Raw genomic sequence first — 15,673 nt, 5'->3', positions numbered from 1 at the left:
GTCCGGGTTATATACCCAGACAGTCTTTTCTTTTTTATTAGGCTCGTTTTATTAGGTTTTTTATCTTTGTGGACTGATTGAAAGGAAGAAATTGGATATGAGATTAAAGACTTTAGCCACCCATCCGGTATGGAGAGAGCCCCGGGCTGTATTCGGGGTATGGATGCTAACAGGTGTTATTTTTGCTATTGTCAAGTTGTTGATCGGGAAATATAATAATTATAAGATATTTGAAGGAGTCTACTGGCATGCTATCGAAGGCTTAACCTTATATGGGGATCATTATCCGGAATATTATGATTCAAACCATTATGGAGTCTTATTCAGTCTTATCATAGCTCCTTTCGCCCTGTTACCGGAATGGCTGGGTATGATCTTATGGATAGCGGGGAATACCGCCCTATTATTTTATGCGATTAGCCGATTGCCATTGTCGAGTACCCAAAAAATCATTATTTATTGGTATTCGTATTGTGAGTTGATGACGGCTCAAGGAGTACAGCAATTCAATATATCAGTAGCGGCCTTTATCTTATTATCGTTTGTCTTGATACTGGAGAAAAAGGATTTCTGGGCGGCAGGCATTATTATGCTCGGAACATTTATCAAGATCTATCCAATCGTGGGATTGGCGTTCTTTTTCTTCTCAAGGCAGAAAGTGAGATTATTAGTCTCTTGTCTTTTCTGGGGATTGGTTTGCTTTGTGATCCCGGTACTTTATACACCGGGGATTGAGTATGTGATCTCTCAGTATATAGATTGGTTTGAGCGATTGAAGGTGAAAAATATGTTGAATATGTTCGCTGATCCACAAAATATATCATTATTGGGAGTGGTTCGAAAGATATCCGGGAATCCGGACTATAGCGATATGTGGCTTATCATACCGGGCTTGATTTTATTTTGCATTCCATATTTAAGGATCTCGCAATATAAATATCCGGCTTTTCGCTTTATGCTATTAGCTAATGTTTTATTGTTTGTCGTATTATTCAGTACGGGAAGCGAGGCGAGTGGGTATATCATAGCGATGATAGGAGTCGCTATCTGGTATATATGCAGTGTATCGCCCCATAAGAAATATACTTATTGGCTTTGGATAACTACCTTGGTGATTGTTGGCTTATCCACTACAGAGCTGGTTCCATCGATTGTCCGGAATGGACTGATCCGTCCGTATGTGATAAAAGCTTGGCCTTGCATTGTAGTGTGGCTGACCATTTGCTATGAGATGTGTTTCTTGGATTTTAGTCATTCTCCCTATAAGCATATCACGACTTAGGCAGAGTGAATATCGCCTGTTTTTTAATAGAAGGTTACATAATAAAACGAGACTACTCCCGACAGGCGATGAGAGTAGTCTCGTTTTAAACTACTTTTTATCGATCTCTTTCAGCAATTCATTTACCGCTGTTCTCAATTGCGTATCTTCCCCTTTGACAACAGTTTCCGGAGAATTAGCGACTTTAACATCCGGTTCCAGCTGTGTGTTCTCTAAGTAACTACCGTCCGACAGGCGATAACCGGTAATAGGTGTGCCGAATACCAGCGTCGGATCTTGCAGGGTTTCCCAAGAGACGGTAGTCATTGTTCCCGGTACGGGCATACCAACTAAACGTCCGATGTGTTGATGCTTATAAACCCACGGGGTTCCATGTGCGTTACTATAATTAGCCTCGCATTGGAGCATGATGGAAGGTTTATTCCAGCGGCGGCTAGGCATATCGCAAGCCTCCCGGCCACGTGTTATTTGTGTGAGGTATTTCTCTCCGCTGAACAAGATCTCGATATCCTCATGCAAACGTCCACCACCATTAAAGCGGGTATCAATGACGATGCCCTCCCGGTCGTTATATTTACCTAGGATATCGGAGTAAACGGAGCGGAAACTAGGGTCTCCCATGGATTGGATATGGACGTATCCCAATCGTCCGTTCGACCATTTATCCACGTCGGCGGCACGTTGTTTCACCCAGCGGGTATAAAGCAAGTTATTTAACTCACCGTTACTGATAGGCAAGACTACCTCTTCCCAACGTTCTTTGGTTTGTGGATCGTAGAGGGAAACCAAGGTCTTCTTTTTGGCCTTATTGTTTAATAGCTTGGAGTAATCCATGTCCGGGGTTATTTCTTGTCCGTCTATTTTCTCCATGACGGTACCGGCTTTTACCTTGGAACGTGCATGATCGAACGGGCCTTTTTCCACTACCTCAGCGATTAATAAACCTTTGCCGCTATGGTTCCAATCGAAAAGTAGGCCTAGGTTGGCGGTAATATTGCCGCTTGTTTGCGGACGGAAGCGGCCTCCAGTATGAGATACGTTGAGTTCTCCCAGATATTCGCTTAGCAACTCTGCGAAGTCATAGTTGTTATTGATATGTGGCAAGAACTTACGGTAGGCGGCGGTCATAGCGTCCCAATTTACGCCGTGCATATTCACGTTGTAGAACCGTTTTTGCTCTTGTTTATAGACATGGTCGAACATATACTCACGCTCGGCGGCCAAGTCCATTTTTAAGTTCGCTTGGTAATGAATCGGTGTTAGTTTCTCCGATCCCATATCCATTTTTTGCATGGAATTGCTACCCAACAAGAACAGGTTCTTACCTTCCTTATCCATTTCCATGTTCGCCCATCCGGTATTCATCTTGTGGAGTAGCTTGGTCTCTTTCTTGCGCAAGTCCATTTTCCACAGGTCGTATTTGTCTTCGAAAGCCGAGAAATAATATAAGGTCTCGCCATTCTTCGAGATGACGGCGCTACCCATTTCGGAGGAATTAGGAGTAAGACGTAGGATACGATCTTGGGTTCCTTTCAGTTCCACTACGATATCCTTGGGCTTTTCGTCTTTCTTTTCATCGGCTTTATCTTCTTTTTTCTTGTCGTCGGTTTTGTCCCCGGCTACCTCTTTCTGCTCCTTTTCCAGTTCCTTTTGCAACTCATAATCCTCTTTGCTCAAGCGGAATTTATCATAAGCGTCTTGATTCATGAATACCAGCATGGCATCATTCAAGGAACCCCATGAGGCATGCGCACGCATTCCGTAACGCTCGGTGGTGAATAAGATGGCGTTTCCATCCAGTACCCATTGTGGGGAGATGCTGGTGTAACCGCTATTGGTCAGGTTGGTGATCTCCCCGCCTTGCGCGCTAACCAAGCCGATATCCGAATAAGGATCGTGCTTGTTTCCGATAAACCGGAGCGTGAACCATTTACCGTCCGGCGACCATGAGTAATCGAAACCGCCGGCTGTACTATACCATGTGGAGCCATCCGTGACTTGGCGTACTTTCTTCGTCTCAAGGTTGACTACCATCAGCCGCATACGATCTTCTATGAAAGCGAGTTCCTTAGCATCCGGCGAGAATTGAGGATAATTACGCTCTACGGTCTTAGAAGGCAGGAGAACTTCCTCTTCGATAATCGTCGCGTTCGGGAAATTAGCTTCTTCCTTACGGGCGATCTTAGCCAAGTAAAGTTGCCAATTACCACCACGCTCGCTGGCATAAGCCAAGGTACGGTTATCCGGCGAGAAGCATACGCCTGTTTCGGCGGCCGGGGTATTGGTGATTTGTTTGGTCGTGTTGTAATCGGCCGAGGTGACGAATACCTCGCCTCTTAGGGTTAAGGCGATCTGCTTGCCATCGGGGGATACGGTGGCAGAGGTAGCTCCTTTGCTGGAATTCAGATCGCTGATTTGCTCTTGATCGTCACGGATCAAATCAATCCGCACTTTCTGCGGATTGACTCCCGGACGTTGTGTATAGATCTCGCCATCGTATGTGTAGCATAATGTATTGTCGCTACTTGTAGAGAGGAAACGTACGGGATGCGTCTTGAACTTAGTAACCGCCGTTATAGATTGTGGGGTGTTGAGAGGGAATGAATATACATTGAAAGAACCTCCGTTGCGTTCGCTCAGAAAGTAAACCGTCTGTCCATCCGGGGTAAATACGGCGTTGCGGTCTTCTCCCGCATGGTCGGTCAAATTGGTATGTTTTCCAGTTTGCGTATCGTACATCCATATATCCCGGGTGACGGACGAGGTATGATGTTTACGCCATTCATCCTCGAAGCCCTTACGGTCTTGGTATAAGAATGTCTTTCCGGATTTATCGAAGCAAACCATCTCGGCGGGTGTTCCCAATACTTGCTCCGTACGTCCGCCACCGATCGGCACTTTATAAAGTTCCGTCATGGCCGAGGTCGGGAATAAGGCACTCTGGGCGGGATCTTGTATGGATGCGGAGAAGAGTACGTATTTGCCGTCGGGAGTAAAGGCCGATGGAATCTCGGAGGCGGAATGAGTGGTGAGGCACTGTGCCGTTCCACCGTTGGAGGGCATTACGAATAAATCGAAATTGCCGTTACGATCGCTGGCGAAAGCGATTTGTTTTCCGTCTGGAGACCAGATTGGCGTGCATTCATACGATGCTTGGGTGGTAAGTTGTGTCGCTGTTCCTCCTTTGGCCGGTACTTTATAGATATCTCCTTTGTAACAAAACGCTATCTCTGTTCCATCAGGAGAAATTTGTACATCACGCATCCACAAAGGGGTTACAGCGTAGCTGGTAGTCGCAAAGCCCAAGGCAATGCAGGTTAAAAGTTTTTTCATGTACTTAATGCTTTTTTAGAATGGTACGAAGATACATATTATTTTGTACCCATCAGTCTGCTCTCTATTGAAATATTAACTGGATTTACCCTTTCAATTTCACGATAAATAACACGAGGCTTTCCCCTTGGGCCTGTGCGGGGAAAGTATTTCGCAGATCCTCTCCGGATTTGCTGAAACAATAGGAATGGCAATAGGGATCGATAGGGTCCATTCGTCGCACATTACCGGTTTGATAAAAATTATCTTTTAATCCTTCTTTTACCTGCCAGCATCGTTCTTTCTCCGTATCATAACAGAAGGTGTAATTTTTGGACTCATCCTCTGCGTTATAGTAAGTAGATACCCAGAAACGGCTACCCATGCGGATCGGTAGCAAAGGTAGTGTATTCTTTCCGGCAAGGTTCTCCAAGGCTTGGCTTTGCCGCTTTTGCTTAATATATAAAGTGTCCCGTAATAAGTTCCCGGGTTGATAGGAGGGGGCGTAGGCATAAACCGTTCCGCTTCCGGGCTCCACGGCTACTTCCGGGGCGAGACAACCGATCGGGCATGCGGAACGTTCCAGATCGACCGGACGGATCGTATGAGATTGTAATTTATGGAAAGAGGAATCGTATTCAACGATCTGTTTCTCAATCGTGGCGGTTTTCCCTGCCGTATCCCCATGAACACATTCCTCGGTGGTAAATATCCGGTTATTGTGCATGGATATGGATAGCATATGCCTATTCTCCGGAAGGTCGCATTTCAGTTTCTTGCGGGTAAGGAGATCACCATTGAATGAGTAATAGAAAATATCGTCCGTGTTTCCAAGTACGATCAGCTGCTGGTTGGCCGGGTTCACTACATACCCCGCTACCCGTATGTCATCCGGATGGGTGATGCGACAGATAAATTCTCCCTTGCGATTGAAACGGTAAAGCGTCTCATTGCTGATAAGGAATAGGTTGTCTCCCTCTTGACGGATATACTTGGCCTCCTTGATCGAATGCGTCCCTGAGTCCTGTAATGGAATGGCGATTACCTCATCCGCGATGTCAGACAAGGCTCCGGTAGGGTTGCTCCGGATCGATTCATTCGAGATTAACAGGTTATAGGCTTGCTTTCCGCAAACCAATAGAACAAGTAGTAATAAATATGTAAAGGTTCTTTTCATATCACCGCTAAATTAAAGAAGGATAAACCTTTTTATGATTTTTACGAATTGTTCTTATAAAACGTAGATCATCTGATTTTATTGGATAAGCCTAGAATTATTCTTGTAGAAATACCCAATTATCCCCCTCGGACATGGATTCTTTATAGGAAAAGCCTTCCCATGTGAATGCTTTTAATGCCTCCGGGTCAGAAATCCGGTTCTTTATGAGATAGCTGCTCATTTGTCCCCGGCACATCTTGGCATAGATCACGATCGTCTCCGCTTTGCCGTTCTTCCAGATCTTGAACTCGGGCGTGATGATCCGGACGGATCGCTCCACCTCCTTCCACTGGAAAGAGGGTTGGATATCCAAGCTGGCTAGATTCAGTAGGATTCTGTCTCCCTGTCGGACGTCATGGATTAATGTATTTGTTTGCCTGTCCTTCCAGAAGGCGTACATATTCCCGTCGCCTAGTTCCGGGATTTTTACGTCGAACTCCATCCGGTAAGGCTTGATAAGGTCTAATGGGCGAAGTAACCCGTAGCATCCCGATACGAAACGCATATGTTCTTGCGAGAAAAGAAAATCCTCCTCCGTGAAGTCTTTCGGGCTGATATTCTTGAATACGACACCGGTATAGGCGAGTATCGCTTGCAAGGGCTGGTTGTCTTCCGCATGAAAATCTTGGTATCTGCGGTAACATTCCGCCGCCAGTTTCGGGCTGAGCTTGAGGATACGACTTAATTCGTCAATGGGAAATTGGGTCATATGCAGGGCGATCTCGTTCGCCTCTTGCTGGAAACGTGGAGTCGTGCCTTGCGGCGCTTTTATCTTGGATGTCCCGGTCATTGTCTTAGCCGGAGATAATAATATCAACATATCTATATTGGATTTGGATTGATCGCATAAAGGTAATCCATATTAAGATTCAAATAGGGTATAAGCATCCCAATAAATCTTAAAGTATCTCGACTCGAATGGGGGATTTAATGGAGGAATGAGTCTTGGTGATAGAAATGTAATGAGGATTATGAAGATGAGAGATGTGAAGATGCGACCTATATTCCTTTTGATAGTATTCATCCTACCTACGATGGCCCATGCGCAGTGGACGGAACAGGATTCTTTGCGCCTGCAAGAATTTTTATCCGGCAAGGAGGAGATACGTTTGAATCCTGAGTTTCAGAAGGCGATAGAAAGCGGGACTTTTCTACGACCCGATCAACCGGGAACCCATATGTTATCCTCACCAAGTGAGTTGCCGATTACGAAAGACTTCTCGGAATATGTACAGTTAGATACTTTACGTAGGTTGACTAATTATGATTCGATTACCCCAGTCCTATTCATGCTGCTGAATTTTAAGTCACCTTCCCGTTCATTGGCCATACAGAAGCAAGCGCACACGATTAGGCTCCCTAAGAATCAGGATTGGAAAGAGTTTAAGGTAGGTAAGGTTCCTATGGCTGCCAACGTAAAACTGACTAATATATACTCGGATGTCGTGAAGGATGGCCAGCGAAGGGGAGGGGTACTCGCTACCATAAGAGTCTATTTCGACGCAGAGGATTTACTAGAGACTATTTTCTGGAAAAGTGCCCGTGACAAGAAGAGAAACAGGAAACGGGAGAATACGTGGAAGTATTATAATGACTATCCGTAAATTATTGGATTTATAGGATATAACCACTCGAAAAAAACACGTACGTGAATTTCAAAAAACATGTACGTGTTTCCGGAAAAACTCGTACGTGTTTTTTTGAGAACATTGACTGTTTTTACCTAGATACTGTGTGTTTACTATCAAAACCTTTTTCTCTCTCTTTTGTTCTTTCTGAAAAGATACGTCCGAATGACATCCGAAATGGACGGTTTGACGGGAAGTTCTCTATTCTGTTTTATAATATTAAGACAAAATGTCATATTTTCGTTTTGGTATTTCTTTTGTAAGGATATAAGTGTAAAATAAATTTAGAAAAGAATATAAGAAAGGAGCTTAAATACATGAATTTAAACAATTTTACAATCAAGGCGCAGGAGGCTGTTCAACAAGCCGTACAGTTGGTTACTAAAAATAACCAACAGGTTATCGAACCTGTTCACTTGTTGAAAGCTGTCATTATGACGGGTGAGAGTGTTACTAATTTTATCTTTCAAAAATTAGGGGTAAACGCTCAAAACCTGAATATGGTACTGGATCGCCAAATCGAATCTTATCCTAAGGTTTCGGGAGGCGAACCCTATCTCTCTAGCGAGTCGAACGCTGTCTTACAGAAGGCGATCGATTATTCCTCTAAAATGGGGGATCAATATGTATCGTTGGAGCCGATCATCTTGGCGTTGTTTACGGAAAAGAGCACCGCTTCACAGATATTGAAAGACGCCGGCGTGACAGAGAAAGAGTTACGTCAAGCGATCGAGGAATTGCGTAAAGGAAATAAGGTGACAAGCCAATCCGCCGAGGAGACTTACGATGCCTTAGGAAAATACGCCATCAATTTGAACGAGCGTGCCCGTAGCGGTAAGCTAGACCCCGTGATCGGACGTGACGAGGAGATCCGCCGTGTCTTGCAGATATTGAGCCGCCGTACGAAGAACAATCCGATCTTGATCGGTGAGCCGGGTGTAGGTAAGACTGCTATCGCTGAGGGGTTGGCCCATCGTATCGTTCGGGGTGACGTTCCCGAGAACTTGAAGTCTAAACAGATCTTCTCGTTGGATATGGGCGCGTTGATCGCCGGAGCTAAATATAAAGGCGAGTTCGAGGAACGTTTGAAAGCGGTGGTGAACGAGGTTACGAAATCCGAGGGCGAGATCATCCTCTTTATCGATGAGATCCATACCTTGGTAGGAGCCGGTAAAGGCGAAGGCGCCATGGATGCCGCTAACATCTTGAAACCGGCCTTGGCTCGTGGTGAGCTACGTTCGATCGGTGCCACGACGTTGGATGAGTATCAGAAGTATTTTGAGAAGGATAAGGCGCTTGAGCGTCGGTTCCAGACCGTTATCGTAGACGAGCCGAGTGAGTTGGATACGATCTCCATCCTTCGTGGTTTGAAGGAGAAATATGAGAATCACCATAAAGTACGTATCAAGGATGATGCTATTATCTCTGCCGTACAGTTGTCTACCCGTTATATCACGGATCGTTTCTTGCCGGATAAGGCGATCGATTTGATGGATGAGGCCGCCGCCCGTCTGCGTTTGCAGATCGATTCCGTACCGGAGTCGTTGGATGAGGTTTCCCGCCGTATCAAACAGTTGGAGATCGAGCGTGAGGCGATCAAGCGTGAGAACGATACCTCGAAGTTGGAGCAACTCAACAAGGAGATCGCCGACTTGAAGGAGGAGGAGACCAAGCAAAAGGCTCAGTGGCAAAGCGAGAAGGAGCAGATCAATAAGATCCAGCAAAATAAGATCGATATTGAGAACCTGAAGTTTGAGGCTGATAAGGCGGAGCGTGAGGGTGATTACGGCAAGGTCGCTGAGATCCGTTACGGTAAGATCAAGCAAAAGGAAGAGGAGATCAGGGAGGTACAGGCTAAGTTGAAGACGATGCAAGGTGCCGCGGCTATGATCAAGGAGGAAGTGGATAGCGACGATATCGCCGATGTGGTATCCCGTTGGACTGGAATTCCGGTCAGCAAGATGATGCAGAGCGAGAAAGATAAGTTATTACGTCTGGAGTCCGAGCTTCATACCCGTGTGATTGGTCAGGAAGAGGCGATCAACGCTATCGCCGATGCGGTTCGTCGTAGTCGTGCCGGCTTGCAGGATCCGAAACGACCGATCGGTTCTTTCATCTTCCTCGGTACTACCGGTGTGGGTAAGACGGAGTTGGCCAAGGCGTTGGCCGAGTATCTGTTCGATGACGAGAATATGATGACCCGTATCGATATGAGTGAGTATCAAGAGAAATTCAGCGCGACTCGTTTGATCGGTGCGCCTCCGGGATATGTGGGTTACGATGAGGGTGGACAGTTGACGGAGGCGATTCGCCGGAAACCTTACTCAGTTGTCTTGTTCGATGAGATCGAAAAGGCGCATCCGGATGTATTCAACATCTTGTTGCAAGTCTTGGATGATGGACGGCTGACGGATAACAAAGGCCGTGTTGTCAACTTCAAGAACACGATCATTATCATGACAAGTAACCTAGGTTCTTCCTTGATTCGTGAGAACTTCGAGAAGATGACACCCGCCACGCATGACAAGGTGGTAGACGAGACGAAGATCCAAGTACTGGAACTGTTGAAGAAGACGATCCGTCCGGAGTTCTTGAACCGTATCGACGATATCATCATGTTTACTCCGCTGAACGAGGAGGAGATTCGCAAGATCGTATCCTTGCAGTTGAACAGCGTGAAGAAGATGTTGGCTACGAACGGTGTCGCCTTGGACTTCACGAACGAGGCCTTGGACTTTATCGCCGACAAGGGCTTCGATCCTCAATTCGGTGCCCGTCCGGTAAAACGTGTCATTCAGAAGTATGTCTTGAACGAGTTGTCAAAGGCTTTGCTGGGTGGAACGGTAGACCGTAACCGCCCGATCGTGATCGATAGGAAAGACGATGGTCTGGAATTTAAGAACTAAAGTAGACTTGAACGCTTGACGTTAAGCGTGGTGTTTCTATAAAATAATGAAGGTGGAATGATCCTATGTGAATCATTCCGCCTTTTTATTTTTCACTAATAGGTAGATACGGCTTGGTGCGATTATTTCCGGGTGGGAACCGTGCACCAAAATGTAGATCCTTTTCCAACGCTTGACTCCACGCCGATCTCTCCACCTAAATGTTTAATGATTAATTCACAGATAGACAGCCCGAGCCCCGTACCTTGGGTGAAGGAATCTAATTTAGCGAATCGATCGAAAACACGGGAGATATTTTCTTCCGCTATCCCTTTTCCCGTATCGGTAACAAAGAAATAAATATCGTCTTTCCTTATTTCATATCCGATCGTTATCATTCCCTCGAAAGTGTATTTGCAAGCATTATTGATGAAATTAGCCAGTACTTGGGATAAACGGTTTCTCTCAGTATGGATAATGTAGCTTTCCGCAGGCAGTTCCGTGCGGAATTCTACTCCTTCCTTGATCTTGAATCGGTAACTCCGCCATAGGGTTTGTATAAGCTCGTTAATCTCTACTTCCGTATAAAGGAAATCCAATATACCGGCTTCTATTTTTGACATATCGAGTATGTCATTGATTAAATTAAGGAGTAGCTCATTGTTTGCGTGAATGATTTTAGCGAATTCTTTGATCTCCTCTTTATCCTCACTTTCGCTGATAAGGGTCGAGAAACCTACGATCGCATTCAATGGGGTCCGTATCTCATGGCTCATATTGGCGAGGAAAGCACTTGTCAACCGGTTTGATTCTTCCGCCTTCTCACGTAAGCGGATCACTTCTTCGGCCATATTTCGTTCGGTGTCAAGAATGTCTTTCTTATGCCGATGTTCCCTCATCGAAAGGAGGATAAGTAGAAAGGCGATAAGGGCTATCGCCACTATCTCGAATGGGGATTCTATCATGAAACTCGGGACTACTACGAGGCTCATTTGCTTAAAGGTAGAAATAGGGTAAAGTTTGGGGTTGATTGTTGACGTGGAATGGCCGTATGCTTGATCGGTTTTAGACAGGAATGATTTGTAGGCACCTTTCATGGAATGTTTAAGATCGCTTGGCGTGATTGGACTGATTACATATGAGGTCTTGAATAAGTAAGCCTTGATAGGCCCGATTTTGCTCCGGAGAGCTCGGGTACTTGTGGTACTTTGTATTTTAGGTTCCATTGTAATCATAATTTAATACATTTACTGAGTTCTAAAAGAACTTGAGTATCAAATGACTATATGTAAATAAATGATGGGGTGTATTTTGATTTTAACACAAATAAGACTGGCTTTAGTGTTTTTTGTGATCCATAAAGATATTGGAAGTCTCTTTGGGGTACTCGGTTGGAAATATATTCTTTCAAAGAAAATATCATGCGGAACAGTAAATTGCCCGGAAGCTATAAAAAATAATAGGTCTATATGATAATCAAGTATTTTTATTACCTTTGCTTCCTATAAAACCTAAGCTCTTTTAGAACTATGTTCAAGTAAGGGCATTTGCTTTTGTTAAGTCACGTCCGTAAATAAGCTTAATTGTTTTTGGGATATAAAATCAAAATATTTCCGTACATTTGCCGCTATTCAAACCAATTAAACAAGATTAATTATGAGCACGAACAATGACGAGCTACTTTATGACGAGGATGATTCCGTAAAATTTATCCAGAATTATCTTCCCCAAGAACTGAAAGGAAAGTTCAGTAATGACGATATCAACTATATCGTAGACTTGATCTACGACTTCTATGAATCTAATGGCATGCTAGATGATGATGGCGACGATGAGATCGAGATCGATGAGGAAGAGGTTGTAAATTATGTAATTAAGAACGCCCAGAAAGACGGCGTAGGCAAATTCGAACCGGAGGAAATCACTTTTATAGTACAAGGAGAACTTGAATATTGCGATTCGATCAACATGTTTGATTGATATTTGTTATATATATAAAGTTGTTTAAGTGAAATTGTAGAAGATGATGAGGAACATTAAATTATTATCTGTTTTACTGCTATGTATGGCAGTGGTGTTTACGAGTTGCGGAACGTGGAATAACACGGCGAAGGGTACGGCGATCGGTGTAGGCGGTGGTGCCGCTGTCGGAGCTGGCGTTGGTGCCTTGGCCGGAAATACCGCATTGGGTGCCGTGATCGGTGCGGCCGTAGGTGGTACAGCCGGTGCGTTAATCGGTAAGAAAATGGATAAGCAGAAGAAGGAGCTGGAAGCTACCCTGCCTGAGGACACGAAGATCGAAAGCGTGAACAATGGTGAGGCCTTGAAGGTTACTTTTGACTCCGGTATCTTGTTTGCCACGAACTCGAGTACGTTGAGCGACGCTTCCAAGAGTGCCTTGCGTAACTTCGCTACCAGTTTGAAGGCCAATCCGGATACGGATATCCGAATCATCGGCTTTACGGATAACACCGGCAAGGTGGATTATAACCAGACCTTGTCCGAGAAACGTGCGAAGAGCGTTTACGATTACCTGATGATGCAGGGGGTAAGTACGGATCGTATGGTTTATGAAGGCAAAGGTATACATGATCCTGTGGCTAGCAATGACACTCCCGAGGGTCGTTCGTTGAACCGTCGTGTTGAGATCGTGATCTTGGCTAATCAGAAGATGATCCAAGAGGCTCAACAAGGAACGCTTCGATAAGTTTTTTAAAGCTATCCCTGCCGGAAGCGGACAGGTTATAGTGTATGAATTGGGGGACTGTCTTTTCCGGATAGTCCCTTTTTTGTTTAAATCGCAGGATAGGAAGGATGAAGAAGTTGATATATATTTTATTTGTGTTGATTACGATCGCTTTTGCCGTGGCAGCCATAGCCGGATTCGCTACCGGACGTATGAATCCGGAAGGGAAGGAGTGGATCTCGTTTCCCGGATTGGTGTTATTACCGGTATTGGCGGTCAATCTATGTCTTTTCTTGATGTGGTGTGTCTTTAGGAGCCATTGGTGCTGGGTACCTTTGGCGGCGTTATTGTTGAACTGGGAGTTTTTGATATCGATGTTCCAGATACGGGTCTTCCCTAAAGAGATTCCGATAGGGAAAGAAGCGGTTAAGGTGATTACCTATAACGTGAATAATTTCAATACGGACGGAAAGAAACAGCTTCCTAATATAGCGGATTGGCTGAGAAAGGAGGACCCGGATATCGTTTGCCTCCAAGAATGCCCTGTTGAATCGGCCCTGCGGATGGATTCTGTCGCCAAGACCTTATCGTTCCTACCGTATTATTGCTCTACCCGTTCGGCTACGAAAGCGGCGGGCAACGCTATTTTCAGTAAATATCCGATCCTTCGTTTTGAGTCTATCCTATACCCGGAGTCTAGCAATAAATCCTTGTTTGCCGTCATGGATATCCAAGGGGATAGTGTTCGTGTATTTAATAACCATTTCCAAACGACTAGCGTGAATGCCGTAAAGCCTCGTCTTTACCAAGCCCATGCCGAGGGTAAACAATTGGAGGAAACCGAGGCCGCCTTCCATATGGCTTTTCAGATGAAGAAGAATTTCGTGAAACGGGCTACTCAGGCGGATTATATCCGTCAGATGTTGGATGCCGGGGAGGGGCCCGTGATTCTTTGCGGTGATTTTAATGATACACCGGCCTCTTATACGTACCGTACCGTGAAAGGTGATTTAACGGATGGGTTTCGTGACTGTGGCTCCGGTTTCGGGTACACCTTTCGTCAATTAAAGCGTATATTTCGAATTGATTACATAATTTATTCTCCTGATTTTAAGGGTGTAACTTATGATTCTCCTAATTTAGACTACAGTGACCATAAGCCCGTCGTATGGTTAGGATATGTTAATTAACACACCCAAAAGGATAGTTTTAGAACCTTTTTCAACTCATGCTGTTTTAATAGTGACTTATATATAAGCACAAATAATAGTATAAACTGTTTTAAACGTTAAAATGAGATGAAAAAGATTTTTCCTTTTTTTCTGTTAGTTCTTCTGCTGGCTTCTTGCCAAAAGGACCCGGACATGTCGAAATTGGACAATGATTTTCTGGTGTTCACGAATCATGATAAGGACGCGAAATTCGAATCGTTCACTACGTTCTACATTCCGGATAGTGTATTGGTTATCGGCACAAGCGAGAAACCTCAGTTCTGGACAGCCAATGAAGCAGACGATATTATCACTACGTTGGTGAATAATATGGAAAGCCGCGGTTTCAAACGCACGCTAGACAAAGATAACGCCGACTTAGGTCTGCAAGTTTCTTACGTACAAAGTACTCAATATTTCGCTGACTACAACGATGGCTACAACTACCCGTACTGGTGGTGGAACTATCCGGGATATTGGAGTCCGGGTTACTGGGGACCGGGTTGGGGTAATTGGTATTACCCGTATCCTGTAGTGTATAGCTATAGTGTAGGTTCCTTGTTGACTGAGTTAGTGGATTTGGATGCTCCTGCCGCTTCTAAGGCAGATGCTAAACTTCCGGTTCTTTGGACCGCTTACATGAGTGGCTTGTTGTCTGGTTCCGATAAATTCGACACTCAGCTAGCTGTTCGTGCTATCGAGCAAGCATTTGTACAATCTCCGTACGTAAAGAAATAATAATTCGAATGATTAAAAGTTTGAGGTTCTATGAAAAAGATAAATAAATTAATCGCTTTACTCATCGTTTGTATGGCGATGCCTGCTCTGGCTGGCGCCCAGGTTTTGAAAAACGCGTATTTTAATGTAGACTGGCAGATCAACTCTCCATTCGGTCAAGACTTCTCAAAGAAGACTAGCGGTTGGGGTGCTCACGCTGAGGGTGGTTACTATGTGATTCCTAATTTCGCTATAGGTGCGTTCATCTCTTATCATACAAATAATGAGTATGTGGACCGCCAGACGATTCCGGTAAACTCAACATCCGTAATCACTTCCGATCAACAGCATTCTATCTTCCAGTTGCCTTTTGGCGCAGCTTTCCGTTATAACTTCGCTCCGGAAGGACAATTCCAACCGTATGTTGGCGCTCAGTTAGGTGCTAGCTATAGTGAGATGTCTACCTACATGAACGTGTTGAAGGTTTATGATCGTAACTGGGGATTCTATGTAGCTCCCGAGATCGGTATGACCGTGTACTTCACACCTCAGAAACAGATCGGCGTACATATGGCCGCTTATTATAACTACGCTACCAACAAGGGGGATGTCCTCAGCTATCATATCGATGGTTTGAATAACTGGGGTATCCGCTTAGGTCTAGCGTTCTGATAGACAACGTTTGTTCTTTTAAGTGTTTTATGTAGTTTAGGGAAACGGAGGGCAGTGAATG

Annotated in this window: 12 protein-coding genes; 8 read left to right on the top strand and 4 right to left on the bottom strand. The window is 44.8% G+C overall.

Translation table 11 applies throughout. The features are described from left to right. The first annotated feature begins 97 nt into the window (after positions 1-97). Positions 98-1,282, top strand: a complete 1,185-nt coding sequence (locus DWX33_RS01180; RefSeq protein ID WP_122369460.1) for a glycosyltransferase family 87 protein — start codon at positions 98-100, stop codon at positions 1,280-1,282. Positions 1,283-1,372: 90 nt separating this feature from the next. Here the strand turns inward: DWX33_RS01180 and DWX33_RS01175 are convergent, their stop codons facing one another. The 3 genes from DWX33_RS01175 to yaaA all read right to left on the bottom strand — a co-directional run bounded on the left by DWX33_RS01175 (position 1,373) and on the right by yaaA (position 6,633). Beyond that, positions 1,373-4,615 (bottom strand): S41 family peptidase, encoded by a 3,243-nt coding sequence (locus DWX33_RS01175; protein ID WP_122379699.1) that lies wholly within the window; start codon positions 4,613-4,615, stop codon positions 1,373-1,375. An 85-nt stretch (positions 4,616-4,700) separates the two neighbouring features. Further along, the gene (locus DWX33_RS01170; protein WP_122379083.1) at positions 4,701-5,771 is read right to left on the bottom strand and encodes a 6-bladed beta-propeller; all 1,071 of its coding nucleotides are present in this window, start codon (positions 5,769-5,771) and stop codon (positions 4,701-4,703) included. 97 nt (positions 5,772-5,868) lie between these two features. Further along, positions 5,869-6,633, bottom strand: coding sequence for a peroxide stress protein YaaA (gene yaaA, locus DWX33_RS01165; protein WP_122379698.1), 765 nt, complete (start codon positions 6,631-6,633; stop codon positions 5,869-5,871). Between the two features lie 151 nt (positions 6,634-6,784). On the opposite strand from yaaA, the gene DWX33_RS01160 reads away from it, so the two are divergent. Further along, positions 6,785-7,417 (top strand): DUF4858 domain-containing protein, encoded by a 633-nt coding sequence (locus tag DWX33_RS01160; RefSeq protein WP_008778334.1) that lies wholly within the window; start codon positions 6,785-6,787, stop codon positions 7,415-7,417. Between the two features lie 341 nt (positions 7,418-7,758). Next, positions 7,759-10,347, top strand: coding sequence for an ATP-dependent chaperone ClpB (gene clpB / locus DWX33_RS01150; protein WP_122379696.1), 2,589 nt, complete (start codon positions 7,759-7,761; stop codon positions 10,345-10,347). A 122-nt stretch (positions 10,348-10,469) separates the two neighbouring features. Here clpB and DWX33_RS01145 read toward each other — a convergent pair whose 3' ends face one another. Beyond that, positions 10,470-11,561 carry a HAMP domain-containing sensor histidine kinase gene (locus tag DWX33_RS01145; protein WP_048927348.1) on the bottom strand — a complete coding sequence of 364 codons (1,092 nt, stop codon included), beginning with the start codon at positions 11,559-11,561 and terminating at the stop codon, positions 10,470-10,472. A 421-nt stretch (positions 11,562-11,982) separates the two neighbouring features. On the opposite strand from DWX33_RS01145, the gene DWX33_RS01140 reads away from it, so the two are divergent. From DWX33_RS01140 to DWX33_RS01120, 5 genes are all read left to right on the top strand, one after another. Next, entirely contained in the window at positions 11,983-12,306 is a 324-nt protein-coding gene (locus tag DWX33_RS01140) for a hypothetical protein (RefSeq protein ID WP_005856696.1), read from the top strand. A 46-nt stretch (positions 12,307-12,352) separates the two neighbouring features. Continuing rightward, positions 12,353-13,033 (top strand): OmpA family protein, encoded by a 681-nt coding sequence (locus tag DWX33_RS01135; RefSeq protein ID WP_005856698.1) that lies wholly within the window; start codon positions 12,353-12,355, stop codon positions 13,031-13,033. A 107-nt stretch (positions 13,034-13,140) separates the two neighbouring features. Beyond that, positions 13,141-14,202 carry an endonuclease/exonuclease/phosphatase family protein gene (locus DWX33_RS01130; RefSeq protein ID WP_005856700.1) on the top strand — a complete coding sequence of 354 codons (1,062 nt, stop codon included), beginning with the start codon at positions 13,141-13,143 and terminating at the stop codon, positions 14,200-14,202. Positions 14,203-14,310: 108 nt separating this feature from the next. Beyond that, positions 14,311-14,961, top strand: a complete 651-nt coding sequence (locus tag DWX33_RS01125) for a DUF4136 domain-containing protein (RefSeq protein WP_005862113.1) — start codon at positions 14,311-14,313, stop codon at positions 14,959-14,961. A gap of 30 nt (positions 14,962-14,991) precedes the next feature. After that, the gene (locus DWX33_RS01120) at positions 14,992-15,612 is read left to right on the top strand and encodes an outer membrane beta-barrel protein (RefSeq protein WP_005862115.1); all 621 of its coding nucleotides are present in this window, start codon (positions 14,992-14,994) and stop codon (positions 15,610-15,612) included. Positions 15,613-15,673: the final 61 nt, after the last annotated feature.

The sequence above is a fragment of the Parabacteroides sp. AF19-14 genome (assembly GCF_003635485.1).
Lineage (GTDB): Bacteria > Bacteroidota > Bacteroidia > Bacteroidales > Tannerellaceae > Parabacteroides > Parabacteroides distasonis.
Note: the sequence above shows the minus strand (reverse complement) of the source record. Positions and strands in the feature narration are given on the sequence as shown.